A 26,037-nucleotide genomic window follows, 5' to 3' on the forward strand; every position below is an offset into this window, starting at 1 on the left:
GGACTGGGGACTGGGGACTGGGGACTGGGGACTAGGGACTAGGGACTGGGTAATCAATTTTATTTTTACCAATTACCAATTACCAATTACCAATTACCAATGTTAATGATTAATTAAATAGATGAAAATTTATGTATAATTTTGAGCCACCTTTAAATAAAATTATGCGTGTGGGTTTAGTTGGGACTGGGTATGCAGCAAAATTGAGGGCTGAGGCATTAAAGCAAGATCCTCGGACACAGTTAGTAGCGATCGCTGGCCATACTCTTGAAAAAACAGCAGCTTTGGCTCAGGAATATCAAACAGAAGTGATAAATTCTTGGCAAGAGTTAGTCAACAGGGAAGATTTAGATTTAGTTGTCATTTCCACGATTAATCAGGATCATGGTAAAATAACTCAAGCTGCCCTGACAAAAGGCAAACACGTAATTGTCGAGTATCCTCTGTCTCTCGATGTCAAGGAAGCAGAAGCACTGATCGCCTTAGCAAAAGCAAAAAATAAACTGCTGCACGTTGAACACATTGAACTTTTAGGCGGTTGGCATCAAGCTTTAAAACAACATTTAGAGCAGGTGGGTTCTTTGTTTTATGTTCGTCAAAGTACCGTTAAACCTGAAAACCCTGCACCCCGCAAGTGGACTTATAACCATGAACAATTTGGGTTTCCTTTAATGGGGGCGTTATCTCGCTTACATCGTCTAACTGACTTGTTTGGTGAGGTGTTCTCTGTTAACTGTCATCAGCGATATTGGGAAACAGAAACCAACTACTATCAAAGCTGTATCTGTGTAGCGCAGTTGTGCTTTAGTAATGGTTTGTTAGCGCAAGTGATTTATGGTAAAGGTGAAACCATCTGGCTGTCAGAACGCAAGTTTGAAATTCACGGTGAAAAAGGCGGTTTAATCCTCGATGGTAACACAGGAATTTTCGTACAGCCAGAAAAAACAACATTGATAGATATGGGTACTCGTCGGGGATTATTTGCTAAAGATACGACAATGGCATTAGACCATCTTTTTTATGGTAAGCCTTTGTATGTCACCCCAGAACAAAGTTTGTATACTTTAAAAGTGGCAGATGCTACTCGTAAAGCCGCCCAAACAGGTTTAACTATATTTCTAACAAAAGACTAGATAGATGAGAACTGAACAAATTGTTATTTTATCCCAAAGAGAAATAGAAAAAATGCGTCGGGCTGGACGTTTAGCTGCAAAACTGTTACAGCATCTAGAACCGATGGTTAAACCAGGGGTAAGTACCCAGCAACTCAATGATGAAGCAGAAAGATGGACACAAGCACAGGGAGCTAAAAGCGCACCTCTAGGTTATAAAGGTTTTCCTAAGTCAATTTGTACCAGTGTAAATGAAGTTATTTGTCATGGTATTCCCCATGCTAGACAAATTCTCAAAGAAGGGGACATTATTAATATTGATGTGACACCTATCGTTGATGGTTATCATGGCGATACATCTAAGACATTTATCGTTGGTAATACTAGACCCAAAGCGCAGAAATTGGTAGAAGTAACAGAAAAATGTCTTTATTTGGGTATTGCGGAAGTAAAACCAGGGGCGAAAATAGGTGATATTGGTGCGGCTATTCAAGAGTATGCTGAAGCTGAGGGTTTTTCTGTAGTGCGGGAGTTTGTGGGACATGGTATCAGTAATATTTTCCACACAGCACCGGATATTCCCCATTTTGGCACAAGGGGTAAAGGTAAACGGTTAAGACCGGGAATGGTGTTTACCATTGAACCGATGATCAATGAAGGTACTCAGGAAATGGAAATGTTAGCTGATGGTTGGACTGCGGTAACACGCGATCGCAAACTTTCGGCACAGTTTGAGCATACCATTGCTGTAACAGAAGATGGAGTAGAAATACTGACTCTACCAGAATAGGGAACAGGGAACAGAGTTAAAAATCTCGTAGTGTATGAATTTCACGAACAGTTTTGTATCTCATTCAACTGCATACCGTTATAATCATGGAAAAACCTCAGCATCAACCTGGAAAAACCTCCCGTCGTGGTTTTTTGGGCAAGGCATTAACAACAGCTGGTACAGTCATAGCTGCACCTGCAATACTCAACCAGACTAATGTAGCTAAAGAGACTACCCAAGCAAGCACAGGTGAAATGAATATCACACTCAAAATCAATGGAAAGGCAGAATCTTTAACCATTGAACCCCGTGTTACCCTCCTGGATGCTCTCCGGGAAAATATGGGATTGGTAGGTAGTAAAAAAGGCTGTGATCATGGACAGTGTGGAGCTTGTACAGTTCTTATAGATGGACAACGAGTTTATTCTTGTTTGTCTTTGGCAGTGATGCAGGAAGAAAAGGAAATAGTCACCATAGAAGGACTAGCAAAGGGTGATACTCTCCATCCCATGCAAACAGCTTTTATTGAAAATGACAGTTTTCAATGTGGTTACTGCACACCCGGACAAATTTGCGCCTCTGTGGCTCTTGTGGAAGAAGTAAAACGCGGTTGTGGAAGTGCTGTTACGGCTGATTTAAACAAACCACCGCAATTAGCAGAACTTTCAGAAGCGGAAATCAAAGAAAGATTAAGTGGTAATCTTTGTCGGTGTAGTGCTTATAACGGCATTGTCGCCGCAGTGCAACAGGTAACAGGACAAAAACCCCCCTCTCCCAACGCCTATATTATAATCAGTGAATCTCAGGAGGTGCAAGCATCATGAATAACTTTACCTATACTCGCGCTACCTCCCTAAAAGATGCTGTTCAACGAGCAACAAGTGATAAAAATTCCTTGTTTATTGGTGGGGGAACAAACGTAGTTGATCGACTTAAAGCCTTTCTAGATGAACCATCACAACTGATAGATATTTCTCGCTTGCAGATGCAAAGTATAGAAAGGATGACTAATGGTTGGCGGGTGGGAGCTTTGGTAACAAATACAGCATTAGCTGATCATCCAGAAATTCGCAGCAATTATCCTTTTTTATCCAGAGCAATTCTTTCTGGTGCATCACAACAAATCCGCAACGTGGCTACTGTGGGGGGTAATATTTTACAAAGAACTCGCTGTCCTTATTATTACGATACTGCTTTTGCTTGTAATAAACGTAAACCGGGAAGCGGTTGTCCAGCAGCAACGGGGATAAACCGGATGCACGCTATTCTCGGTGCAAGTGAAGAATGTGTAGCTGTGCATCCTTCAGATATGTGTGTAGCTTTGGCTGCTTTAGATGCGGTGGTGGAAGTTGAAGGACCCAAAGGTAAACGACAAATACCTTTTGTGAATTTTCACCGTTTACCAGAAAACACACCCCAAAAAGATAGTAATTTAGAAGCGGGGGAATTAATCACCGCCATTATTTTACCGCCTTTATCCTGGGCTAAATCAGGAGTTTATTTAAAACTGCGCGATCGCACTTCCTACTCTTTTGCTTTAATATCAGTGGCAGCAGCTTTAGAAGTTGCGGGTGACAAAATAAAAGATGTCCGTTTAGCAATGGGTGGAGTCGCACATAAACCTTGGCGTGCTAACGAAGCAGAAAAGTTTTTAATCGGTAAACCTGCGGATATTACCACATTTACCCAAGCTGCAAATATCGCCTTACAAGGAGCAAAACCTTTAGCTCACAACGGTTACAAAATAAACATGACAAAACGGGCAATTCGTCGCGCCCTCATGGTTTCGGCTCAAGGTGGAGGTATAGTATAGTTATGAATAAGGTTATAGGAACAGGCATTAACCGCAAAGATGGACTATCAAAGGTAACAGGTGCTGCAACCTACGCCGCAGAACATCAAATACCCAACTTAGTGCATGGTTATTTAGTCACTGCTAGTATTGCTAAAGGACGGATAAAAAATATTGATACCCAAGCAGCAGCAAAAGCAAAAGGTGTGATAGCGGTTTTTACCCATAAAAACGCCCCGCAAATTTCTCAACCTAGTAACAATTTTATCAACTCCAAAATTTACGAAGCTCGTCTACCTTTAGCAGATGAGCAAATTCATTACGCAGGACAGATCATAGGTTTGGTAGTAGCGGATACCTTTGAAAGAGCTAGAGACGCAGCCCATTTAGTCAAAGTTGAATATATCAAAGATACACCGAGTTTAGACCCGGAAAAAGTCTCCTTGAAAAATGCTCCTTCCATGTTTGGGGGAGAGATGAAATTGGAAAAAGGGAGCTTTGCTACTGGTAATTCTACAGACGCAATGACAGGTGCAGCAGCTAAAATTACAGCCACCTACAAAACTTCCACGGAACTGCACGCACCAATGGAACCTCATGCCATTATCGCCCAGTGGCAAAATTCCAGTTCACTGACTATTTATGAACCAACCCAGTGGGTAGGGGGTAGTCAACGCACCTATTCAGAACTGTTCGGACTAGCACCAGAGCAGGTAAGAATTATTACGCCTTTTTTGGGTGGTGGTTTTGGTTCTAAAGCTTTTCCCTGGCCGCATGGTATTGTTTGTGCAGCAGCAGCACGTAAATTACAACGTCCGCTAAAAGTGGTTCTTAGTCGAAGACAAATGACAGCAAATGCTGGACACCGTTCGCAAACCGAGCAAACAGTGAGTTTAGCTGCTAATGCTGATGGGAGTTTACAGAGCATTGAACATACAGCCAAATCCTATACTTCTGTGGTTGATGTTTTTACTGAACCTTGTACAAATATCACTCCTGTGATGTATGCTACTCCAAATTTGCGAACTCAGCAATTATTGGGAGTGTTAAATGTGGGGACACCGACTTTTATGCGTGCGCCCGGAGAAACCCCCGGTATGTATGCTTTAGAGTCGGCTATGGATGAGTTAGCTTGGGAATTGGGGATAGATCCAGTAGAATTACGGTTAAGGAATGAAACAAAGGAACATCAAAGTAAGAATTTACCTTTCTCTGCTAAACATTTTGCCCAATGTCTGCGGGTGGGTGCAGAAAAGTTTGGTTGGCAAAATAGACCTAAAAAGGTGCGATCGCTCAACCGTGATGGTAAATTGATAGGTTGGGGTATGGCTGCTGCAACTTTTCCGGGTTTACAAAGTACAGCAACGGTAAAAGTGCGGCTTTTAGCTGATGGTACTGCCCATGTTCTCACCAGTGGTAATGATATGGGTACTGGTGCATATACCATTGTGGCGGGTACGGCGGCTGAGTTTTTGGGGCTACCGGTGGAAAAAGTTAAGGTAGAATTAGGTGACTCGTTGTTTCCTAATGGTGGTATTGCTGGTGGTTCGCAAATGACGGCAAATTTGATACCGGCGGTGATGACTGCTTGTGAGGAAGTGCTGAAAACTGCCCAAGCTAAAAATGCTCAGGATGCGTTTGCAAGTTTGCGTCAGTCTCAACGGGCTGCTTTTGAAGCTACGGGTACTTCTGCTGGTAGTGAAGTGGCTAATAAATGGGCTTTTCAGTCTTGGGGCGCTCATTTTTGTGAGGTGAGTGTGGATGAGGAGATCGGGCGTTTACAGGTGACGCGCTGGGTGTCGGTGATGAATATCGGACAGGTGATGAATGCTAAAACTGCCGCTTCTCAGATCCGTGGGGGTGTGATTATGGGTATTGGTCATGCTTTGATGGAGGAGTGTTTGTTTGATCCGAATATCGGTTATCCGGTGGTTTATGATCTGGCTACTTATCATTATCCTACCCATGCAGATATTCCCAGAATTGATGTAACTTTTGTGGGTGAACCTGATTTGAATTTTAACCGGGCTGGGGTGCGTGGTGTGGGGGAAATTGGTATTACTGGTGTTTCTGCGGCTATTTGTAATGCTGTTTATCATGCTACGGGTAAGCGGTTACGGGAGTTACCAATTACACCGGATAAGTTGATTTAGTGCTGTTTGTGTGGGAAATATTTTTTCTCACGCAGAGGCGCAGAGTCGCAGAGGAGGAGGAAGGGAGTTTTTCATAAAGTTGTCGTTGAGTCTTGACAAGATTTTTATGGTGTTGTAGGATTATGTTATGAGTGGAAAAGAGTGCGCCCATATATAACGGGTTGGGAAAAACTCAAGTTTGATTTTTCAAGAGAATGAACCACGAAGAACACGAAGAACACGAAGGTAAGAGAGTTTGAGAGAGTTTTTCTGTGAGTCTGGGAATTTGGCGATCGCATCCTCTAGATCCTAAAATCCTGGACATCCTGATTCAAACTATAAGTTGCCCAGTAAGGCACAATGGGAGTATGCTTGTAGGGCGGGAACAACTACACCTTTTTATTTTGGTGCAAGTATTACCCCAGATTTGGTAAACTATAATGGTAACTACCGTTATGCCGATGCACCAGAAGGTTTAGATCCCCGACTTCTGTAGTAAATTTATGATTTGATGAGAAAATATTGGTAGAAGTCGGGGATCTGGAGATTCAGACAGAAAATGTTAAAATTACTGTATATTGCTTTAGGGTTCAGGTATGACAAACAAGACATTATTAACTATTCAACCTAACCTGTATGAAGAAGATTATTATTTGTGGATAGAAACCACTCTCAAACAAATACAAAATCAAGATATTGAAAATTTAGATTGGCAACATTTAGCAGAAGAGATAGAAGCATTGGGAATTGAACAAAGACGAAAAGTAGAAAGTTACCTGAAGCAGTTATTAATTCATCTTCTGCTGTATTGTTATTGGGAAAGTGAACGAGAATTTTGTCAGCGCGGTTGGAAAAATGAAATTGCTAATTTCCGAGATGAGTTAGAATTTTCTTGTCGTTCAAAAACACTATATAATTATTTTTTGGGTTGTTTAGATGCTGTTTATCTCAAAGCGAAAAGACAAGCAATTAATAAAACAGGTTTACCAAGTGCAACTTTTCCTGAACAATGTCCTTTTACTCCTGAAGAAATTTTAAATAGTGATTATTTTCCTGATGTGATTGTCTGAATCAGGATTTTCAGGATTTGAGGATTTTCAGGATGTGATTGATGAGTTATTTATGGGTGATGAAAGTCCCCCAGAAGCACCACCGATAATAATAACGTTTTGTTTGTGAGAATTATTCATTAGACCTCTCCAAAATAGAATTTAGTAATTTGTAATATGTTGTAGGGGCGAAGCATTTGGGTGATAATTTGACAGAAAAATCAGACATCTCTAGATATCCCAAATGCTTCGCCCTGCCCCCATAAATAAGTTCCATAATTTCTTTTCTGGAGAAGTCTATTGTATTTAATCTTCAGTAATTGGCACTAAACTGTTATACTAAATATTAAATTTATATTCATGATATTTGTTAACATCACAAGATTCTCCAACAATATGAAAGAGATAAATCCTATTATTACATCATTTGTAGACAATCAACATAATAAAGAAGAATTATTTCTGGCAACTGTTGTCAATGTTCAAGGTTCTACCTATCGTCAACCGGGTGCGCGAATGTTGATTACATCATCAGGTAAAATAGTGGGAACTATTAGCGGTGGTTGTTTAGAAAATGATGTCATTGAACATACCCGCTTAATGACGACAGATGAAAAAGCAAAGATCATTACTTATGATACCAATGCTGAGGAAGATATTATTTGGGGTTTTGGTTTAGGTTGTAATGGTGTGGTAGATATTTTAATTGAGCGTATTTATCACGATGATCCTTTGAATCCTTTGGGTTTTATTCATCAATGTTTATCCGATCAACAACCAGGTGTTATTGCTTCTGTTTTTAGTGTTTCTGGTAATATTAATGTTTCTTTGGGAGCGCGTTTAACACTTAATTCTGATGGTTTTGTAAATAGTAATATTTCTGAATTTGTGATCAATAATGCTTTAATCAAAGATGCAGAATTAGTATTAAAAAATCAATCCTCTAGTTTTCATAAATATCAACTTTCTTTAGGTGAGGTAAGTGTTTTTATTGAGTTGATTCAACCACCACCAAATTTAATGATTTTTGGTGCTGGCCGTGATGCGATTCCATTAGCAGAGTTTGCTAAAGCGTTAGGTTGGAAAGTGACAATTTTTGATTGTCGTGCTTTAGAATTAAGTAAAGAACGTTTTATTATGGCTGATGAAATTATTCTTACTCGTCGAGATATTTTACATCAACAATTATCTGTGAATGAAAATTCTCTGGCTGTGGTAATGACTCATAATTATTTTGATGATTTGGCAATTCTCAAACTTTTAATACCAGTTAATATTAAATATTTAGGTTGTTTGGGTTCAAAACAGAGAATTGCTAAATTACTGACAGATGTACAGGAAGCGATGGGAGAATTTAACACTGAAAAATTAGCTAAATTTTATGCTCCTGTAGGTTTAGATATTGGTGCAGATACACCAGAAACTATAGCTTTATCTATTATTGCGGAAATTCAAACTATACTTAAAAATCGCACTGGTGGTTTTTTGAAACATCGGACAAAACCAATAAATCAAAGAAATGAAATTAAGGAAATAGAGATTAATAATTAATTCAGATTTGAGAAAATATAGAAATTAGAAGTTATAAATAAATATGAGCAATTACCAATTACCAATTACCAATTACCAATTACCAAACGTTGGTATTATTATTTTAGCTGCTGGTGCATCAACTCGTATGGGTTCACCAAAACAATTGTTATCCTATCAAGGAGAAAGTTTAGTTAACAAAACTATAAAACAGGCGATCGCTTCTATTTGTCATCCTGTAATGTTAGTATTAGGAGCAAATTCAGAAAGTATACTTTCTCAACTGGAGCAAATTCAACAACCTAATCTTATAATAGTTGAAAATCCAGATTGGCAGTTAGGAATGAGTGCTTCTATTTGTTGGGGAATGACTGCACTTGTAGATAATTATCCTACCATAGAAGCAGTAGTAATTACTGTTTGTGATCAACCTTTTTTAAATGCGGAAATCATTAATAATTTAGTGGAATCATATCATTCTACAAATAAACAAATTATTGCTTGTGAATATGCAGATACATTAGGAGTACCTGTTTTATTTAGTAGAAAATACTTTTCAGAATTAACCAATTTAACGCAGGATATGGGCGCAAGAAAACTCATTAAAATCTATAAAAATGATGTTTTTAGTATTCGCTTTCCTTTAGGTGCAATTGATATTGATACACCACAAGATTATCAAAAACTTCTGGAAAATTGAATTGGGAAATGGTCAGCATTCAGCAGTCAGTAAGACATACTGAAATGCTTCACTCCGCTATCCTGGGTTCAGGATGACTCTGAACTTTCTTGGAAAAATTTCTTGAGGATAGTAATACTTTGTTCTCCATCAGTAGCAGTAGCTTTCATCAGATAATTAAATAATTTATCTGAAAATGGAACACGCAAATGGAAAGTACCATCAGAGTGGAGTTGAATTTTATGACCATCAATAGTCACAGTTGCACCTGGTTCTGTTGAACCATGAATAACTAATTCCGTATCTGCTACAAACCAAAAGTCTTTACCAGGACGACTGAAAATACGAATTTTACCAGAACGAGCTATACACAACCAATCATTATTATTGGTAACATAACCAATTTCAGTCATATAGTCACGATTGCTTGTGGGAATAGCTACATAACAATCACATATTACTTCCTCACATTCATACTGCTGGACCAGTTGAGGAAATTGATAACTGAGATCAATATCAGTCGCATCATAAAGTCGCACTGCCAAAATAGTACCGCCTATTTTTTGTGCTGCTTGTTTCTGAGTTTCCGCAACATACCAAGAAACATAAGCCCATTGGGGAGTGCGAGGTGTGAAAACAATGCTACTGTCTCCACTTATATCTGACCAACTAACAATTTCTGTGGTGTGAGTTTGCGCCTTTGAATCGGATAAGTAATCTTCAAGAATATTATCAGCACTAGCTATGTTTTCTGTATCTGCGTCTATTTCCCAGACTTGATGATTAATAGTTTCTGCGGCTAAATCAGCCTTGATTTCAGCTGGATTTTCAAAGGTATTAAATACTTCTTCTAACTCATTTGATAAATCAGATAGTGATTTTTTGATTTCATCTGTTATTGGACCTAAATCTGAACCTTCGGCTTCTGGTTTTAAGCCTAATAATTCTGATAGAGAAGTTAGAGAAGTTCTAGATTCTGGATCAGAATTTGTTGTCGAAACAGGCGACAATTCCCATAGGGAAGTGTGAGAATCAGCATCCTCTGAATTTGCGGTAACACCGAGTAATTCCCATAGGGAAGTGTGAGAATCAGCATCCTCTGAATTTGCGGTAATACCGAGTGCTTCTGTCAGAGAAACGCTGGCTTCTTTAGCAGATGATTCTGTGATATCATCTAATAATTCTGATAGGGAAATGGTGGAATTTTCCACAGGTGAATTTGCGGTAATACCGAGTGCTTCTGTCAGGGAAACGCTGGCTTCTTTAGCAGATGATTCTGTGATATCATCTAATAATTCTGATAGGGAAATAGTGGAATTTTCCACAGGTGAATTTGCGGTAATACCGAGTGCTTCTGTCAGGGAAACGCTGGCTTCTTTAGCAGATGATTCTGTGATATCATCTAATAATTCTGATAGGGAAATAGTGGAATTTTCCACAGGTGAATTTGCGGTAATACCGAGTGCTTCTGTCAGGGAAACGCTGGCTTCTTTAGCAGATGATTCTGTGATATCATCTAATAATTCTGATAGGGAAATAGTGGAATTTTCCACAGGTGAATTTGCGGTAACACCGAGTGCTTCTGTCAGGGAAACGCTGGCTTCTTTAGCAGATGATGCGGCTGGTTCTTCTAGTAATTCTAATAGAGAACTGCTTAACTCATCTGTTGAAAATTCTAAATTATTCAATGATACTGCTGGAATATTTGTAACTGCTCGATAGGGAGTATTCACAACAGCTACTGGTGCTTCTGTATCCCATACCACTTCGCCACAATCTAGAGCAATTGTTTTATCTGTAAAAGGGTTTGTTACCTTTGTTCTTGTGTTTGTGGATTTTGCCGTTACTATGTTTAAAGTACCAGTTAAGGTTTCTGATTCAGTGACAGTGGAATTGTTTTCTGAATTGGAGATGATTGAGTTTGTGTTTTGATGAGATTGTGATGTACCGTTAGTGAGCGTGTTGTGGTTAATAGGGGAAGTAGTGCTGTATTCGTCAGGTATTGTGAGTATGGTTTCGGTAATTGATGCACCACCATTTGATGTTTCTAATAAAGATATTTTTTTCTCTGCTGATTGTTGTTTTCTCTTTAACCACCAAGCAACAAAGCCTCCTAAACCAACAATGGGCAATAAAGAAAAGACAATCAAAAATTCTGCATTTCTATTTGCCAAAGGATTGACAAACTGCTGATTACCGGAATTATTTGTAGTAGGTAAAGATTCTGTTTGTAAAGAATTGACTACATTGGGATTTTCAAAGGATACAGTAGTATCTACAGTATCTACAGATTGAGCCACTGGTGTGGAATTGGTTGCAGTTTCTAAAGTAAAACTTTGTAATGCACTGGCAGCGATCGCAGATGCTTCTGCATCTCTAGCTGTTGCGATCGCTTTCTTTCCTACAGATGCGGTAGTAAAACCCAAAAAACTAGCTACTGTCGGGCTAGGATTTTGCTTGTAAACATAAACCAAAGGCTGGGAAAAGGGATATTGAGATTCATTCGCTGTAAATCCTTGGATTTTGAGAGTTCGCACATCTGGTAATTTTGATACCTGATTAGCTCTCGCATAACTAATACCATCAGTGCCTAATTCTTTGACAATCAGGGCAGTTTTATCCTCAGCTATTTGTGTAGCGTTAGCACCAGTCCCAAATTCAGCAGATTTAAAGACTGGATAATTGCGAAAAGAATTACGAATATCGCCATTTAGGGGGCGATCAATCAAGCGAATTTTACCAGGTGCGCCTCCAAGTTCTGACCAATCAGTAATTTCACCCCGAAAAATCTTGGCAAATTGTTCAATAGTCAAACCACCCTGGAAAGGATTGTTTGCACCAACAATAATGGCAATTTTTTCTCTGTATAAGCGAATTTGTTCTAAACCTTGAGCTTTTTCTGCTGGGGTTAGTCCACGAGCGATCGCTGCTATATCAATTTCACCATCTAGCAACGCTTTGAGTGCCGCATCAGTACCATTAACTCTAATTTCTACCTCTGTACCAGAAAACTGTTTCTCAAAACTATCTTTCAGGCTTTGGTTGATCATTACCAAACTCATTGAGCCATCAATCCGCACCCTGGTTCCATTTTCTACTGTTTGCGGTAATGGGAAAGTAGAAACATCAGTTGTTGATTCTGCTAGTACAGGCAATGATCCCAAAACATTTGCTGCCAGTGGGGTGGTAGCTAAGGCTAGTGATAAGGCAAGATGAAGGACTATACTATCGTTTTTCTCTTGTTTCCACATACACACTTTATCAAGGTAAAATAAATAATCAAGCAGTCCAGCTATCAAAATACTGTTTTTGTAGAGGAGACGGGCTAATTATACATCCTTATCCCCAGTAACTTCAGTTACCTAAAAAATTCTATACTGCTGTGTGACTGGGTTGATATAACAGTATTTTTTATTATTGTTGATTTTGGGAAATATTGCCCATCACAGCTTAAATCCAAAATCACTCAGGCTTTCATGGCAAGGGGTTTAGCATTGCTAAACCCCTACTATAGCTGTATACAGAGTAGTTAGGTTTTGCTGAATAAACATGAAAAGATTATAGGTAAAGGGTCTTAGCCTGCTGGAAGTTAAAAAAGTGCAAGCTTTTATGAGGTGGCAACTGAAAAACCTTGCACTTAATTCCTACTTAGGGTTTGCTGAAAAAGTCCCTTCGTTGAGGCAGGGAATAGGGAATAGGGAATAGTTTTAGCTATCTGTTATCCCCAGATTTTCTAATTTATGAGACCCAAAATGCACAGTTTTTAAGGTATACCCTTCAAAAATCTTGCACTTTCTTTCCTCCTGATCAGCCTCAAACCTTTGATTTACGAGTATTTTGGGTTTATTCAGCAAGCCCTACTTAAAGAAAAAATCGTTCCTATCCAACTCTTGAAACTGTTCCCTGTTCCGTGTCTCCACGACAAGACTTTTTCAGCAAACCCTAGTTAGGACATCTTAGGACATCTATTGTCAGCGCAGCAGGGTTTTACTCCAGCCTCTTGCCTTCGTTAACTTGCTACTATATGCTTTCCTAGATTTATTTTGTTTGCAGAAATTTGTCCATTTTCTTAGTTTCTTTTTTCTCCTCTGTTTTCTCAGAGGCAGATAATAAAGATGTGTCAATCAAAGGTAAGATAATTTTCACAGTTGTACCCTGGTGCAAACCCAAACTCTCAAGGGTAATTTTTCCCCCCATCAGTTCGATTAAGTTGCGGGAAATTGCTAATCCTAGTCCAGTACCTTCAAACTTGCGTGTAGTTGTTCCATCCACCATGACAAAGGGACGAAATAATTTATTTTGTTGGTCTGGATCAATACCTATACCTGTATCTTGAACCGCAACAATAACATGAGATTTACCACCTTGCTGCTGAATCTTGGTACTGATAATAATGCTACCTTTATCGGTGAATTTTGTCGCATTACCAATAATATTAATTAGCACTTGTTTGAGTTTAACCTCATCTGCCTTAACAGGAATGATTTCATTACCTATATCACATTTTAATTGCAGTCCCTTTTGTTGGATATTCACTGATTGTAAATTAATAAGTTCTAATAATAATTGACGCAATTCTAAAGGAGCAATTACTACCGATAGTTTGCCAGCTTCAATTTTAGAAATATCGAGTAAATCATTAATAATACCTAATAAATGAATAGCTGTATCATCGGCTCGCTTGAGAAATTCTAATTCTTCTTCTCGATCATCACATAAACCATCTCTCACTAAACGCACACAGTTAATAATAATATTCAATGGATTCCGCAATTCATGGGAAGTTGTGGCTAAAAACTGACTTTTAACAACATTAGCTGATTTGGCTTCTTTCCAAGCTATTTCTAATTCTTCTGCCCATGCTTTGAGTCGTTCTAACATTTGATCTAATGCTTGAGCAAGTTGATTAAATTCCTTGATTTTAAAGTTACGGGGTATGGGTTGTACGGCATGGTGACTATGAATATTTAAAGCGTAGTCTCTGAGTTCTTCCACAGGACCTGCTAAATAGGGTACTAAATAGAAAGATGCTAACAAACTCGCACCTATTAAACCAACTGTTAAGACAATAAGAATAAGTTTGATTTCATCTAAACCTAGCAGTGCATCTTGAACACTAACGACAGCTAAAATAATCCATTTTTGTTGTTGCTGTTGTGTAATGGGATTAGGAATTGCTGTATACCCTGCAACTGATTCATTACCGTCGCTAAAATTAAAATTTAGGGAATCATTATTTCCCTTAATGGCATTTTTAATTACACTTTGTATTTGTTGAGAATCTGAGTATTTTTTAATATTAGTTCCTATTGTTTCCGGTGATGGATGTGCCAAAATATTCCCATCTTCAGCAATGACTACCAAAGAACCGATTAAAGAACCTTGCTTATTTTCAATTTGTCGGTGCAATGTAGTTTTTATAATTAAGGCGTAAGCTAAATTTCCTCGTTGGTTATAAACTGGGGCTGATAAAAGCAATTGTAATTGATTTTCTGGCTCACGTTTGCCAGTTGTTCCTGGTTTTGGTGGGGCAATTAATGTAATTTGGATTTCATCATTTGTAAATGACAATGGCTGTTCAATAATGGTCTGATCACCACAGCTACTAGCAATAATTTGATTTTTGCGAGCGTTTTTTTGCAGATGTTTGAGTTGAATACAATCAATTTTATTCGGTAATTGCTGGGCTAATTTGGTGATGAATTTTTCAGCTTGAGTAGCTGAACCTGACTGAATTACTTTTGTCTGACTAGCACTGAGTAAATTTGTCTTTAATGTGGCGATCGCATCAGTTATTTTTTCACCTTTATTAATAGCACTGTCTGTTAAGTTTTGCCGTGCAGTGTTCAAAAGGCTGGAACGTGCCTTATTGAGTGCTGCCATTTCCCCAATTAATAAAACTGGGACAAATACCAGCAATATCCTGGTTACTAAAATTCTTCTAAAGGAGGATTGACGGTACTTAGCCATCGCTTGTCTCACTCCGTATCTGCAAACCACAAGAATAACAATATGTCATTAGATGGGATAAATGAGACATTTTTGAACGAAGATAGGAGGCATGGAACAGAAGGTAGAAGTCATGATCAGGCACACCAGGAAAAACAAATTGCCGTCTCTGATGCCATTTTATTTGGTGGGGGTACTCTTTGTGCCTACGATACAACACTTACTGTCTCGCATCCAACACTGCTGCAACAAAGAAAAACAGAAAATAAATCTCTCCAGCCCATTCATTTAGTGCTTTCAAGTTCTGGAAACCTGAATCCGGATATTAAATTCTTTCCACAACCAGTTCAACCCTGGTTACTGACAACTACCGCAGGGGCGAATTTTTAGCAAGGATTATAAGGACGATTAAGTAAGTTATACAAAATACATTTTATAGTTAGGAGAGGGAACAGGGAACTGGTGACTGGGGATTGGGGACTGGGGACTGGGGAAGAAAATTTTAGATTTTAGATTTTAGATTGGATTTAACAAAAACAATCCAAAATCCAAAATCCAAAATCCAAAATCCAAAATCCAAAATAAATAACTCCTGCTTCCTGCTGTAATCAAAATAGATATTCACAACCACACGATGGTAAAACCACTCAAATCTAACTATTCTGTAGTTTGGACCAATAAAATTGCCGAAGTTCCTCAAACAGCCTGGGATGCTTTGGCTATGCCACTAAAAACTCCGTTTTTAGAATGGGATTGGTTGAATAATATGGAAACCTCCCATAGTGCTACAGCTAACGCTGGTTGGTTGCCAAATCACCTGACTTTATGGCGAGATAGAACATTAATTGCTGCTGCTCCACTTTATCTTAAAGGGCATAGTCAAGGGGAATTTGTTTTTGATCATCAATGGGCTGATTTAGCTTATCGTATTGGTGTAGAGTATTACCCCAAAATGTTGGGAATGTCGCCATTTACCCCGGCTGAAGGCTATCGCTTTTTAATTTCTCCTGGTGAAAATGAAGCAGAAATTACGGCAATGATGGTACACGAAATTGATGCTTTTTGCATCCAAAATAATATTTCTGGCTGTCATTTTCTGTATGTTGATCCCCAATGGCGGCCTGTGTTGGAAAAACAAGGTTTCACGGCTTGGTTACACCATAGCTATATTTGGGAAAATGCTGATTTTCAAGGTTTTGATGATTATTTAAAAGTATTCAATGCTAACCAAAGGCGGAATATTAAAAGAGAACGCAAGGCGGTAGAAAAGGCTGGTTTACGACTGCAAGCTGTCACTGGTGAAGAAATTCCTAAGTCGCTGTTTCCGTTAATGTATGAATTTTATGCGGATACCTGTGATAAGTTTGGTTGGTGGGGTAGTAAGTATCTGACCAAGGGATTTTTTGAAAGTTTATATCATAATTATCGTCATCGGGTGGTATTTTTCGCTGCTTATAATGATGAAAACCAGCGTCAACCTGTGGGGATGTCATTTTGTTTATTTAAGGATGATAAACTATATGGTCGCTATTGGGGCAGTTTTCAAGAAATAGATTGCTTACATTTTGATGCTTGTTATTATGCACCGATTGAGTGGGCGATCGCTCACGGTATCCAAACTTTTGATCCCGGTGCAGGGGGAAGACATAAGAAACGGCGCGGTTTTCCAGCTAAACCTAATCACAGTCTACACCGATTTTATAATAATCGTTTAGGACAAATCTTACGTCCTTATATTCTAGAAGTGAATCAAATGGAAGAGGAGGAAATGAAGGCGATCAATGCAGAGTTACCTTTTAGTCAAAATAATCGTTAAAAAATCTGGTTAAAGAATTACACTGGAATTGTAATGTAAAAAACTCTGGAAATAATTTCTTTTTTTAGCATGACTATGGATTTAATACTTGATGATTTAACGGCAATTGATGATAAACTTTCCCAACGTCATATTGATCTTGATCCCAGTGGCTATTTCATTATTTACATTGACCGCAATGAACGGTTAATTTATGCCAAACATTTTACAAATATAATTGATGAACGTGGTTTGGCTGTAGATCCAGAAACTGGTAAGGTGATTCCGGCACGGGGTAAGGTAGAAAGAACTCACACAACCGTATTTAGCGGCCGCACTGCCAAAGAATTGTGTGTGAAAATTTTTGAAGAAACTCAACCCTGTCCTGTGACTTTCTTTGACCATGCTGCTTATTTGGGAAGGGAATTTGTTCGCGCTGAAGTTGCTTTAGTGACAGGTCAGGAATACGTGCAAGATTAAGGACAGTTATTAGTTATCAGTGATCAGTTATTCTGATCACTGATCAAAAAATTAAGCCCTCAGATGAACTAAACATCAAATTCTGCGTCAAGGAAAATATCAGTATTTGTAGAGGTAAAGTTATGTCATCACAACCGTTGCGGTATTTATTTTTCAGTGGTTTGAGTTTATCCTTATTGATCGGTAACTCCGTGGCTTTTGCTCAAACTGATAGTGTTGTTGTTCCCACTGTACCATCAGGCTCAACAACAACAGTACCATCAGGTTCATCCACCAATATACCCACTTCCACCCCCGTGGATACTAGCACCAGATTTAGCTGTCAATCTTACAATGGTAGATATACGGTAATGTATCAACCCCAAAGCCAACCCGGTCAATTTTTTGCTTGGGCAGCACCTCAAGCATTAGGAGGTGGTTGGAGTCCGCAAAATCGTTGTCAGGCGATCGCCCAACGCTTAGAATTATACCGTCCAGATGGACTGCAAGAACTGCAAATAGCCAGAGAAAATAACGAAAATATTATTTGTGTCACCACCGAAGCTAACCCCGGTTGTCGCATTGTTCTGACAGTACCACGAAATAAAGACCCCTACGCTATCCGCAGTAGTATCTTCAGCAACTTAACTACCGCAGACAACGGACAGCAAACTATAGCCGTTAACACCTACACTAATCGTCATCCAGGAGGAGTCAACGAACTGTACAATTTAGGACGTAGACTTTTAGGAGATAAAAATACTGTTAATTCTTCAAACAATGGCATTAATTTAAAACCTTTTTTAGCTCCTGAAGATGGTGGTACAGCTACACAATTACGAAATGGAGTATCAATTGGTAGTCCGTCTCAACCACAAAAACAGACCATCTTAAATCCTCGTTTATTCCGTTGATCAATATCATTATAGCATTTACCAAGCTAGTGAGGTACAGAGTTTTTGATCTTAGGGAATTGGGAATTGGGAATTGGGAATTGGGAACAGTAAATAAATTAGGGTGTACCTCATGAGACTGGGAAACGCTATATACATCTGTTGGTAATTCAATGTGCATTATTTGAAACCCGTTCTAGGGACAATTCATGAATTGTCCCTAAATTCATTTTCTCCAGAGGTTTATTAAGTGACACTTAAATATGCAAAAATCATAAAATTTTGCAAATTTAGACACCGAGAAACTTAAATTACTATACTTTAAAAGTATGCACTTTTTGAGCCTAAAAATGGTGATTATGACTTCAAATGTTACTGCTATTTTTTTTGATGGTGTGTATACAATAACGTTTAAAAAAATGGATTTTCGCTTCCTACCTTCCTTTGTAAAATAAACGTGAATATAATTTAGTTATATAAACAAAATATCTCAATTTATTATATATAGTCGTAGGCAGGATGATCACATCAATTTATGATACAAGTCTTAGTAAAATAGAGTTTTAGTCCTCAATTCTGCTATGGTAATCCTACCCCATTTTTGAGAAAATATGTAGTAAAAATCCTTGCTTTATAAGGATTTGAGGCTTTATTAACTCTCAATGTTCATATAGGATTGATTGCTATATATAACAATCATATTTGATTTGGCAGAATAAATCAGTATAGCTTGATTCTTTATTTTATTTTCCCTATTTGCCGTTAATAGTTCCTTAAAACCTGTAATTTTGTAACTTCTCACTATGATAATTGCTGTATAAATTGATAATTTGCAACTAATATAACAGTTTACAAGGATTTTTAATCAACATCAATAAATCCTTGTTTACATTATTGGCATCTATTATTTGGACTAGCTTAAAATTCAAAAAAACTATATAAAAAATGGATAAGAAAAATATGAAATTCTTGTAAAAGGTTCATTTTAGTTATTGTCCATAAAAAGTTTTTAGATTAAATGAAGGAACTAGAAACAGGAAAGCAATATTTGTCAAAAGCTCACAGTCAAAGGATTTAACCACAATGACAATGGGCTGGACAAATACTGCAATTTGAATTTGTTTCAATTTCACTTTACCATTTTATTAAGGTATAGACAATGTCAGATAAAATCTTTGGGGATGATGCCAATAATGTCCTATATGGTGGCGGTGGTAACGATACTATCTACGGACAAAGAGGCGATGATACTCTGTACGGACAAGAAGGTAATGACACTCTCATAGGTGGTACAGGTGCTGATATTCTCATCGGTGGAAATGGTAACGATACCTATGTTGTTGATAACTCAGGGGATCAAGTCATTGAAAATGCTAATGAAGGCACAGATACAGTCGTCTCATTTATCAGTTATACCCTGGGAAATAATTTAGAAAACCTTGCTTTAATAGGTAACGAAAATATCAACGCTACAGGTAACGAACTGAATAATGCATTCTTGGGTAATGATGCTAATAATGTCTTAGATGGTGGACTGGGTAACGATAGTCTGTACGGACAGGGAGGTAATGACACTCTCATAGGTGGTGAGGGTAATGACTACCTCGATGGTGGTATAGGTGTTGATAGTCTCATCGGTGGAAATGGTAACGATACTTATGTTGTTGATGGCTTAGGGGACGTAGTCATTGAAAATGCTAATGAAGGCATAGATGCAGTCATATCATCTATCAGTTATACCCTGGGAGATAATTTAGAAACCCTCATTTTAACAGGTCAGAACAATCTCAACGGAACAGGTAATAACCTAAATAATACACTCTTTGGGAATGATGTTAATAATGTCCTAGATGGTGGACTTGGTGATGATACTATCTATGGACAAGCAGGTAATGACACTCTCATAGGTGGTGAGGGTAATGACACTCTCATAGGTGGTACAGGTGCTGATAGTCTCATCGGTGGAGTTGGTAACGATATCTATGTTGTTGATGAATTAGGGGACGTAGTCATTGAAAATGCTAATGAAGGCATAGATACAGTCATATCATTTATCAGTTATCACCTGGGAGATCATTTAGAACGTCTGTCTTTGATAGGTGAGAACAATATCAACGGTGCAGGTAACGACCTGAATAATGCCATGTTGGGTAATGATGGTAATAATTTCCTAGATGGTGGCAGAGGTAACGATAATCTGTCTGGACAGGGAGGTAATGACACTCTCATAGGTGGTGAGGGTAATGACACTCTCACAGGTGGCGTTGGTATGGACGCTTTCCGTTTCACTAGTTTAGATGGAGGAATTGATACAATTACCGATTTTGAATCTGGAACAGATCAAATTCAAATAGATAGCAATGGTTTTACTGGTTTAGCAATTGGTCAATTAAGCGCCGAAGCTTTTACTTCTGGCGCAGGTGTGACTTCAGCTACTAGCAGCACCCATAGATTTATTTTCAACACTACCAATGGTGATTTATTCTTTGATGCCGATGGTGATGGTGCTGGAGCTAGTGTGAAGATCGCAACTCTGAGTAATTCTGCTAGTTTGAGTCACTCTGATATCTTTGTGAATATCAACGTTACAGGTAACGACCTGAATAATGTGCTGTTGGGTAATGATGATAATAATGTCTTAGATGGTGACAGTGGTAACGATAATCTGTCTGGACAAGGTGGTAATGACACTCTCATAGGTGGTGAGGGTAATGACACTCTCACAGGTGGCGTTGGTATGGACGCTTTCCGTTTCACTAGTTTAGATGGAGGAATTGATACAATTACCGATTTTGAATCTGCAACAGATAAAATTCAAATAGATAGTAGTGGTTTTACTGGTTTAGCAATCGGTCAATTAAGCGCAGAAGCTTTTACTTTTGGCGCAGGTGTGACTTCAGCTACTAGCAGCACCCATAGATTTATTTTCAACACTACCAATGGTGATTTATTCTTTGACGCTGATGGTGATGGTGCTGGAGCTAGTGTAAAGATCGCCACTCTGAGTAATTCTGCTAGTTTGAGTCACTCTGATATCTTTGTGATTTAGTAAAATCCCTAGTTATATCATGTCCGGTTCAATACTTAATATCTGTTGAGGTTGGTAATTGGTTAGGACTTACGCAAGATATGACTAAAAACCTTATTCTTGCGTAGGGGTAATTCATGAATTACCCCTACTTTCGTTTCCTTTTGCGTAAGTCCTGTTGGTTATTGGTAGTTGGAAACAACAATTAAAACAATTATTCACCAATCCGTTATATTCTAAGTAATTACCAGGACTTGATGCTATTCAGGGTATATTTTGATGATAGGTTAGGATCTTTCTCAAGATCACGGTTAAAAGTTCTGTTTTTGGATTATAGGTTTAATTAGGGTTGGCTGAGTAGATTTGTCTCGGCCAGCCCTAATTACTACAACTGTTCCTGAAACTGGGATTGACAATTTATTTTTTCCATAATCAGGTAAAATTTATAAGTTTTTTGACTTAAATGCCAGTTTGAGGTTGCAATTTCCCAAAATTGTGATAGCTTGGTACGATATCCTTAAATACTAATACCTCTATTAGTGAGCTATACAAAAGTGTATTAGTTTACTGTATTAGTCTACTGTAGGAGTATTTATTGGCTATATGTGCTATGAACCTATAGAAAAAGGACTGAAGTAGAAAAACCAGTGATAAAAAGAACATTGTTTTAAACCAGAGATCAACGGAACATAATCTAGTTTTAATGTAGTTGTAATAACAATTGAGACAGGTAGTAAATTTACTGGCAAGTGATATGAATCCAGTGCTGCAATTTGGCGATCGCATAATAACAGCCCCAGAAGTTCTACAACTACTGGGGAAACACCAATTAGTACCACCATTACTGAAAGAGGTAGTAATTGATCAAGCGATCGCAGAAATTGAATGTACACCACAGGAAGAAAAACAAGCCTGTGAACAGTTAGTGCAACAATATCAAGGAAAACAAGAACAGGGAATCAGTACCGAACAGTTGAATAGTATAGCTATTCGCCAACTGAAACTGGAAAAGTTCAAAGAAGCAAGTTGGGGACAAGATTTAGACTCCTACTTTTACCAGCGCAAACCCCAGTTAGATCGAGTCATATATTCCCTGATCACTACTTCTGATCTGGGAATAGCCCAAGAAATATACTTCCGCATCCAAGAAGGAGAACAATCTTTTGCTCAAGCAGCAAGAGAATATGCTCAAGGTCCAGAAGCCCAAACAGATGGTTTAGTAGGTCCTGTGGAATTACAATCTCTTCATCCGATGTTGGCGAGAGTCTTATCTGTAAGCCAACCACAGCAACTTTCACCACCTACTCAAATAGGAGAATGGATAGTAATTGTCAGGCTAGAAAAACTACTACCGGCTCAGTTGGATCGGCAAATTCGTCAAAGATTGCTGAATGAGCGGTTTCAGACTTGGCTGCAAGGGCAAGTAGCTCCACAAAACTGGCAAATTAAACTATCAGAAGATATGCAATGACAACAGGTAATAGGTGAAAGATTAAAACGTCCTTGATTATATCATTTGCATGATAAAGATACCTAATCATATAAGTCAGGGATGAGTAAAAAGCCAACTTACACATTTGGGAAGGCTTCCAGCACAAAAAAAATCCAAGGTGTAAAAATTCTAGAAAGAGTTTGTGCAGCTTTTTCTAATCCATGAATCCCGGATAAATAACAAACAGCAGATTATTAAATCGAATAAATATGAATTATAATAGCGAATCCTTTGATCAATTTCTCCAGAGTATTGCAGGATTTGATCAACTATCAGCCCAGGAAAGACGCAATTTACTATCACAACAACAAGCTCTACGCTATCGCATAGGACAAAAAATCATTGGTAAAGAAAAACTACCAGATAGAATAGCAATTCTGTACGAGGGAAAAGTGAGACTGTTGGGATATCACCCCCAAACCCAATTACCAATTACCCTGAAAATCCTAGAACCAGGAGCAATAATTGGGGAAATTAGTTTGATGCGGCAGATTGCTTGTGAAACAGCGATCGCATCCACAGAAGTGATTTGTTTAACCTTGAGTACAGCAGATTATTTAAGTCTATTACGCCAAAATCAGGGCTTTGCTAATGATCGTCAAAACTGTAGTGACATCTCAGAAGTATTTGATATTCTCAGCCCACTGTTAGCACAACAAGCTAATGCCAATTTAAATCTCAAAGACATCAGTCAAGAAATTTTATCAGAGGCAAAAATTCATTACCTACCACCAGGAAAATCCTCTTTTACACAACTAGAAAGTGATAAAATTTGGTTTGTTAGTGGTGGTACAGTAGCTAATTTTCCCCCTAATTCTCCGTTAGAATCTAGTCATACTAGAGGAATGATCGAAGTAACAGGGAGCAGTCCAGCACGGTTATTAGGTATCAATCCCCCAGATTTATCATTCCTCAATCCAGAACTAGTAGAGGCAGAACTAACATATAATCAACAACAAAACACAGATGAAATAGAAATTCCCTACGCCACAGTAGAAGAAGTTATCCCTTCCCAACGCCAAACACCATCAGAGAAAAAACACCACCAACAATACCCATTTTTTCGTGGACAGGGAGAAATAAATTCTACCTTGGCTTGTTTGCAAATGCTGGCCAAGCATTTACAAGTTCCCTTGCGTAAAGAAGTAGTACGTCGGATTTTAAATGACAACATTAAACGTCATGGTAATATATCCCTTCAACTTTGTGCTTATGTGGGAGAATTAATTGGACTGAGATCCCAATTAGTAGATATTCCCGCCACTGCAATTACACGCATTCCTACACCAGCACTAATTCAATATCAAGATAGCTATGCTGTGATCTATGCAGTAGATGAAAATACAGTAGTTTTAGCTGTGCCATCAAAAGGAATAATTAATTGCAAACCAAGCAAACTACTGGAAGAAATAGCAACTGATGAAACAACATTACAACCACAACTGCGGGTATTACTTCTCGGTGCTACCCAAGAAACACCGCAACAACGCTTTGGTTTAAGTTGGTTTTTACCTTATCTATCACGTCACCGTCGGGTATTAATAGAAGTCTTTATCGCTTCCTTTTTCGTCCAATTAGCTGCTTTAGCTAATCCTCTGGTGATTCAATTAATCATTGATAAAGTCATCGTTCAAAATAGTATTAATACCCTGAATATTTTAGGGGTGTTATTATTAGCAGTGGGTGTATTTGAAGCAATACTAACTACATTGCGGACATACTTATTTGTGGATACAACCAACCGCATTGACATGAGCTTAGGGTCACAAATTATTGACCATTTACTCAGATTACCTTTACGTTATTTTGAACGTAGACCTGTGGGTGAACTAGCAACTCGCATCAATGAATTAGAAAATATCCGTCAGTTTCTCACAGGGACAGCTTTAACAGTGGTATTAGATGCAGTATTCTCGGTGGTTTATATCATCGTGATGCTGTTTTATAGTTGGCAATTAACTTTAGTGGGTTTGGGAACAATTCCCCTATTTGTGGTGATTACATTAATTGCCGCCCCCACGGTGAGCCGACAATTACGTACCAAAGCAGAACGTAATGCAGCAACTCAATCTTATTTAGTGGAGGTAATGTCAGGTATTCAAACAGTAAAGGCGCAAAATATTGAATTGCGATCGCGTTTTTCCTGGCAAGAACGTTATGCTCGGTTTGTATCCGCAGGTTTTAAAACAGTCATCACTTCCACTTTAGCTAATTCTACCAGTCAATTTCTCAACAAAATCAGCAGCTTATTAGTTTTGTGGGTAGGAGCTTATTTAGTATTAAAAGGAGAATTAACATTAGGGGAATTAATCGCCTTTAGAATTATTTCCAGTTATGTGACTAGTCCTATTTTGCGGTTAGCACAACTTTGGCAAAACTTCCAAGAAACTGGTTTATCTTTAGAGCGATTAAGTGATATTGTGGACACACCCCAAGAAGCAGAAACAGACAAAGATAATATTCCCTTACCTGGGATCATGGGTGCTGTTAAATATGAAAATGTTTGCTTCCGCTTTGCTCCCAGTGGACCACTGCAACTAAACAATGTGAGTCTTGATTTTCCCTCTGGTACATTTGTCGGTATCGTCGGACAAAGTGGTTCAGGTAAAAGCACAATGATGAAATTACTGCTAAGACTTTATAACATCGAGTCTGGCAGAATTTTGATTGATGGTTATGACATCAGCAAAGTAGAACTTTATTCAGTACGCAGACAAATTGGGGTTGTACCGCAAGATCCGCTTTTGTTTGATGGTACTGTAGAAGAAAATATTGCATTGACTAATCCTGATGCAACTACAGAAGAAATTATCGAAGCGGCCAGGATAGCAGTTGCCCATGAATTTATCATGAATTTGCCCAATGGTTATAACACCAGAGTAGGGGAAAAAGGTTCTAACCTTTCAGGAGGACAAAGACAGAGGATAGCGATCGCTCGTTCCATTTTACAAAAACCTAAATTATTAGTTTTGGACGAAGCTACCAGCGCCTTAGATTATCCCACAGAAAGACAAATATGTCTGAATTTAGCTAGAGCTTTTCAAGGTAAAACAGTCTTCTTTATTACTCACCGTCTCAATACTGTTAGTAATGCAGATACAATCGTTGTTATGGATGGCGGTAGGGTGATAGAACAAGGTAATCATCAAGAATTAATGACTGCTAAAGGTCATTATTTCTACCTATATCAACAACAAGAAGTTAATTTGTAATTAGTTATTAGTTATTAGTTATCAGTTATCAGTGGGAATAGGGAATAGGGAATAGGGAATAGGGGAAGAAAATTTTAGATTTTAGGTTTTAGATTTGAGTTAAGAAAAACAATCCAAAATCCAAAATCCAAAATCCAAAATTA

General features: G+C 38.3%; 17 protein-coding genes and 1 pseudogene. 16 read left to right on the forward strand and 2 right to left on the reverse strand.

Annotation, left to right across the window (positions count from 1 at the left end; genetic code table 11):
• The first annotated feature begins 131 nt into the window (after window positions 1–131).
• The 9 genes and pseudogenes from H5968_RS06285 to H5968_RS06325 all read left to right on the forward strand — a co-directional run bounded on the left by H5968_RS06285 (window position 132) and on the right by H5968_RS06325 (window position 9,087).
• Entirely contained in the window at window positions 132–1,133 is a 1,002-nt protein-coding gene (locus H5968_RS06285) for a Gfo/Idh/MocA family protein (RefSeq protein ID WP_187039235.1), read from the forward strand.
• Window positions 1,134–1,137: 4 nt separating this feature from the next.
• A complete protein-coding gene (gene map / locus H5968_RS06290; RefSeq protein WP_187039236.1) occupies window positions 1,138–1,902 on the forward strand; it encodes a type I methionyl aminopeptidase in 765 nt (254 codons plus the stop codon).
• An 86-nt stretch (window positions 1,903–1,988) separates the two neighbouring features.
• Window positions 1,989–2,708 carry a 2Fe-2S iron-sulfur cluster-binding protein gene (locus H5968_RS06295; protein WP_187039237.1) on the forward strand — a complete coding sequence of 240 codons (720 nt, stop codon included), beginning with the start codon at window positions 1,989–1,991 and terminating at the stop codon, window positions 2,706–2,708.
• Window positions 2,705–3,697, forward strand: a complete 993-nt coding sequence (locus tag H5968_RS06300) for a xanthine dehydrogenase family protein subunit M (RefSeq protein WP_187039238.1) — start codon at window positions 2,705–2,707, stop codon at window positions 3,695–3,697. Before H5968_RS06295 ends, H5968_RS06300 begins: the two co-directional genes overlap by 4 nt.
• 2 nt (window positions 3,698–3,699) lie before the next feature.
• The gene (locus H5968_RS06305; protein ID WP_187039239.1) at window positions 3,700–5,829 is read left to right on the forward strand and encodes a xanthine dehydrogenase family protein molybdopterin-binding subunit; all 2,130 of its coding nucleotides are present in this window, start codon (window positions 3,700–3,702) and stop codon (window positions 5,827–5,829) included.
• A 316-nt stretch (window positions 5,830–6,145) separates the two neighbouring features.
• A pseudogene (locus H5968_RS06310) lies at window positions 6,146–6,283 on the forward strand (formylglycine-generating enzyme family protein); the annotation flags it as partial.
• 121 nt (window positions 6,284–6,404) lie between these two features.
• The gene (locus H5968_RS06315; protein ID WP_187039240.1) at window positions 6,405–6,878 is read left to right on the forward strand and encodes a DUF29 domain-containing protein; all 474 of its coding nucleotides are present in this window, start codon (window positions 6,405–6,407) and stop codon (window positions 6,876–6,878) included.
• A gap of 375 nt (window positions 6,879–7,253) precedes the next feature.
• Window positions 7,254–8,408, forward strand: coding sequence for an XdhC family protein (locus H5968_RS06320; RefSeq protein ID WP_187039241.1), 1,155 nt, complete (start codon window positions 7,254–7,256; stop codon window positions 8,406–8,408).
• Window positions 8,409–8,451: 43 nt separating this feature from the next.
• Window positions 8,452–9,087 carry an NTP transferase domain-containing protein gene (locus H5968_RS06325; RefSeq protein ID WP_187039242.1) on the forward strand — a complete coding sequence of 212 codons (636 nt, stop codon included), beginning with the start codon at window positions 8,452–8,454 and terminating at the stop codon, window positions 9,085–9,087.
• Between the two features lie 68 nt (window positions 9,088–9,155).
• Here the strand turns inward: H5968_RS06325 and H5968_RS06330 are convergent, their stop codons facing one another.
• Both H5968_RS06330 and H5968_RS06335 read right to left on the reverse strand, forming a co-directional pair.
• Window positions 9,156–12,317: a substrate-binding domain-containing protein gene (locus H5968_RS06330; RefSeq protein ID WP_255427063.1), complete on the reverse strand. Its 3,162-nt coding sequence runs from the start codon at window positions 12,315–12,317 to the stop codon at window positions 9,156–9,158.
• A 787-nt stretch (window positions 12,318–13,104) separates the two neighbouring features.
• On the reverse strand, window positions 13,105–15,036 hold the full coding sequence (locus tag H5968_RS06335; RefSeq protein ID WP_187039243.1) for an ATP-binding protein: 1,932 nt from the start codon (window positions 15,034–15,036) through the stop codon (window positions 13,105–13,107).
• 42 nt (window positions 15,037–15,078) lie between these two features.
• Between H5968_RS06335 and H5968_RS06340 the strand changes: the two genes are divergently transcribed.
• From H5968_RS06340 to H5968_RS06370, 7 genes are all read left to right on the forward strand, one after another.
• Window positions 15,079–15,405, forward strand: coding sequence for a dihydrofolate reductase family protein (locus H5968_RS06340; protein WP_187039244.1), 327 nt, complete (start codon window positions 15,079–15,081; stop codon window positions 15,403–15,405).
• Between the two features lie 244 nt (window positions 15,406–15,649).
• Window positions 15,650–16,831 (forward strand): GNAT family N-acetyltransferase, encoded by a 1,182-nt coding sequence (locus tag H5968_RS06345; RefSeq protein WP_187039245.1) that lies wholly within the window; start codon window positions 15,650–15,652, stop codon window positions 16,829–16,831.
• 75 nt (window positions 16,832–16,906) lie between these two features.
• Window positions 16,907–17,290 (forward strand): DUF4346 domain-containing protein, encoded by a 384-nt coding sequence (locus tag H5968_RS06350; RefSeq protein WP_096569859.1) that lies wholly within the window; start codon window positions 16,907–16,909, stop codon window positions 17,288–17,290.
• A gap of 122 nt (window positions 17,291–17,412) precedes the next feature.
• Window positions 17,413–18,183: a COP23 domain-containing protein gene (locus H5968_RS06355; RefSeq protein ID WP_187039246.1), complete on the forward strand. Its 771-nt coding sequence runs from the start codon at window positions 17,413–17,415 to the stop codon at window positions 18,181–18,183.
• Between the two features lie 1,138 nt (window positions 18,184–19,321).
• Window positions 19,322–21,211, forward strand: a complete 1,890-nt coding sequence (locus tag H5968_RS25945) for a calcium-binding protein (protein WP_187039247.1) — start codon at window positions 19,322–19,324, stop codon at window positions 21,209–21,211.
• Window positions 21,212–21,944: 733 nt separating this feature from the next.
• Complete coding sequence (locus H5968_RS06365; protein WP_187039248.1) at window positions 21,945–22,661, forward strand: peptidylprolyl isomerase; 717 nt, start codon at window positions 21,945–21,947, stop codon at window positions 22,659–22,661.
• A gap of 230 nt (window positions 22,662–22,891) precedes the next feature.
• Complete coding sequence (locus H5968_RS06370; RefSeq protein WP_187039249.1) at window positions 22,892–25,894, forward strand: peptidase domain-containing ABC transporter; 3,003 nt, start codon at window positions 22,892–22,894, stop codon at window positions 25,892–25,894.
• The last annotated feature ends 143 nt before the right edge of the window (window positions 25,895–26,037 follow it).

The sequence above is a fragment of the Sphaerospermopsis sp. LEGE 00249 genome (assembly GCF_014299995.1).
GTDB classification, from domain to species: domain Bacteria; phylum Cyanobacteriota; class Cyanobacteriia; order Cyanobacteriales; family Nostocaceae; genus Sphaerospermopsis; species Sphaerospermopsis kisseleviana.

Bases quoted from the DNA above. Each gene is read 5' to 3' on its own strand.
- H5968_RS06285 (WP_187039235.1), top strand. From the start codon at position 132: ATGTATAATTTTGAGCCACCTTTAAATAAAATTATGCGTGTGGGTTTA.
- map (WP_187039236.1), top strand. From the start codon at position 1,138: ATGAGAACTGAACAAATTGTTATTTTATCCCAAAGAGAAATAGAAAAA.
- H5968_RS06295 (WP_187039237.1), top strand. From the start codon at position 1,989: ATGGAAAAACCTCAGCATCAACCTGGAAAAACCTCCCGTCGTGGTTTT.
- H5968_RS06300 (WP_187039238.1), top strand. From the start codon at position 2,705: ATGAATAACTTTACCTATACTCGCGCTACCTCCCTAAAAGATGCTGTT.
- H5968_RS06305 (WP_187039239.1), top strand. From the start codon at position 3,700: ATGAATAAGGTTATAGGAACAGGCATTAACCGCAAAGATGGACTATCA.
- H5968_RS06315 (WP_187039240.1), top strand. From the start codon at position 6,405: ATGACAAACAAGACATTATTAACTATTCAACCTAACCTGTATGAAGAA.
- H5968_RS06320 (WP_187039241.1), top strand. From the start codon at position 7,254: ATGAAAGAGATAAATCCTATTATTACATCATTTGTAGACAATCAACAT.
- H5968_RS06325 (WP_187039242.1), top strand. From the start codon at position 8,452: ATGAGCAATTACCAATTACCAATTACCAATTACCAATTACCAAACGTT.
- H5968_RS06330 (WP_255427063.1), bottom strand. From the start codon at position 12,317: ATGTGGAAACAAGAGAAAAACGATAGTATAGTCCTTCATCTTGCCTTA.
- H5968_RS06335 (WP_187039243.1), bottom strand. From the start codon at position 15,036: ATGGCTAAGTACCGTCAATCCTCCTTTAGAAGAATTTTAGTAACCAGG.
- H5968_RS06340 (WP_187039244.1), top strand. From the start codon at position 15,079: ATGTCATTAGATGGGATAAATGAGACATTTTTGAACGAAGATAGGAGG.
- H5968_RS06345 (WP_187039245.1), top strand. From the start codon at position 15,650: ATGGTAAAACCACTCAAATCTAACTATTCTGTAGTTTGGACCAATAAA.
- H5968_RS06350 (WP_096569859.1), top strand. From the start codon at position 16,907: ATGGATTTAATACTTGATGATTTAACGGCAATTGATGATAAACTTTCC.
- H5968_RS06355 (WP_187039246.1), top strand. From the start codon at position 17,413: ATGTCATCACAACCGTTGCGGTATTTATTTTTCAGTGGTTTGAGTTTA.
- H5968_RS25945 (WP_187039247.1), top strand. From the start codon at position 19,322: ATGTCAGATAAAATCTTTGGGGATGATGCCAATAATGTCCTATATGGT.
- H5968_RS06365 (WP_187039248.1), top strand. From the start codon at position 21,945: ATGAATCCAGTGCTGCAATTTGGCGATCGCATAATAACAGCCCCAGAA.
- H5968_RS06370 (WP_187039249.1), top strand. From the start codon at position 22,892: ATGAATTATAATAGCGAATCCTTTGATCAATTTCTCCAGAGTATTGCA.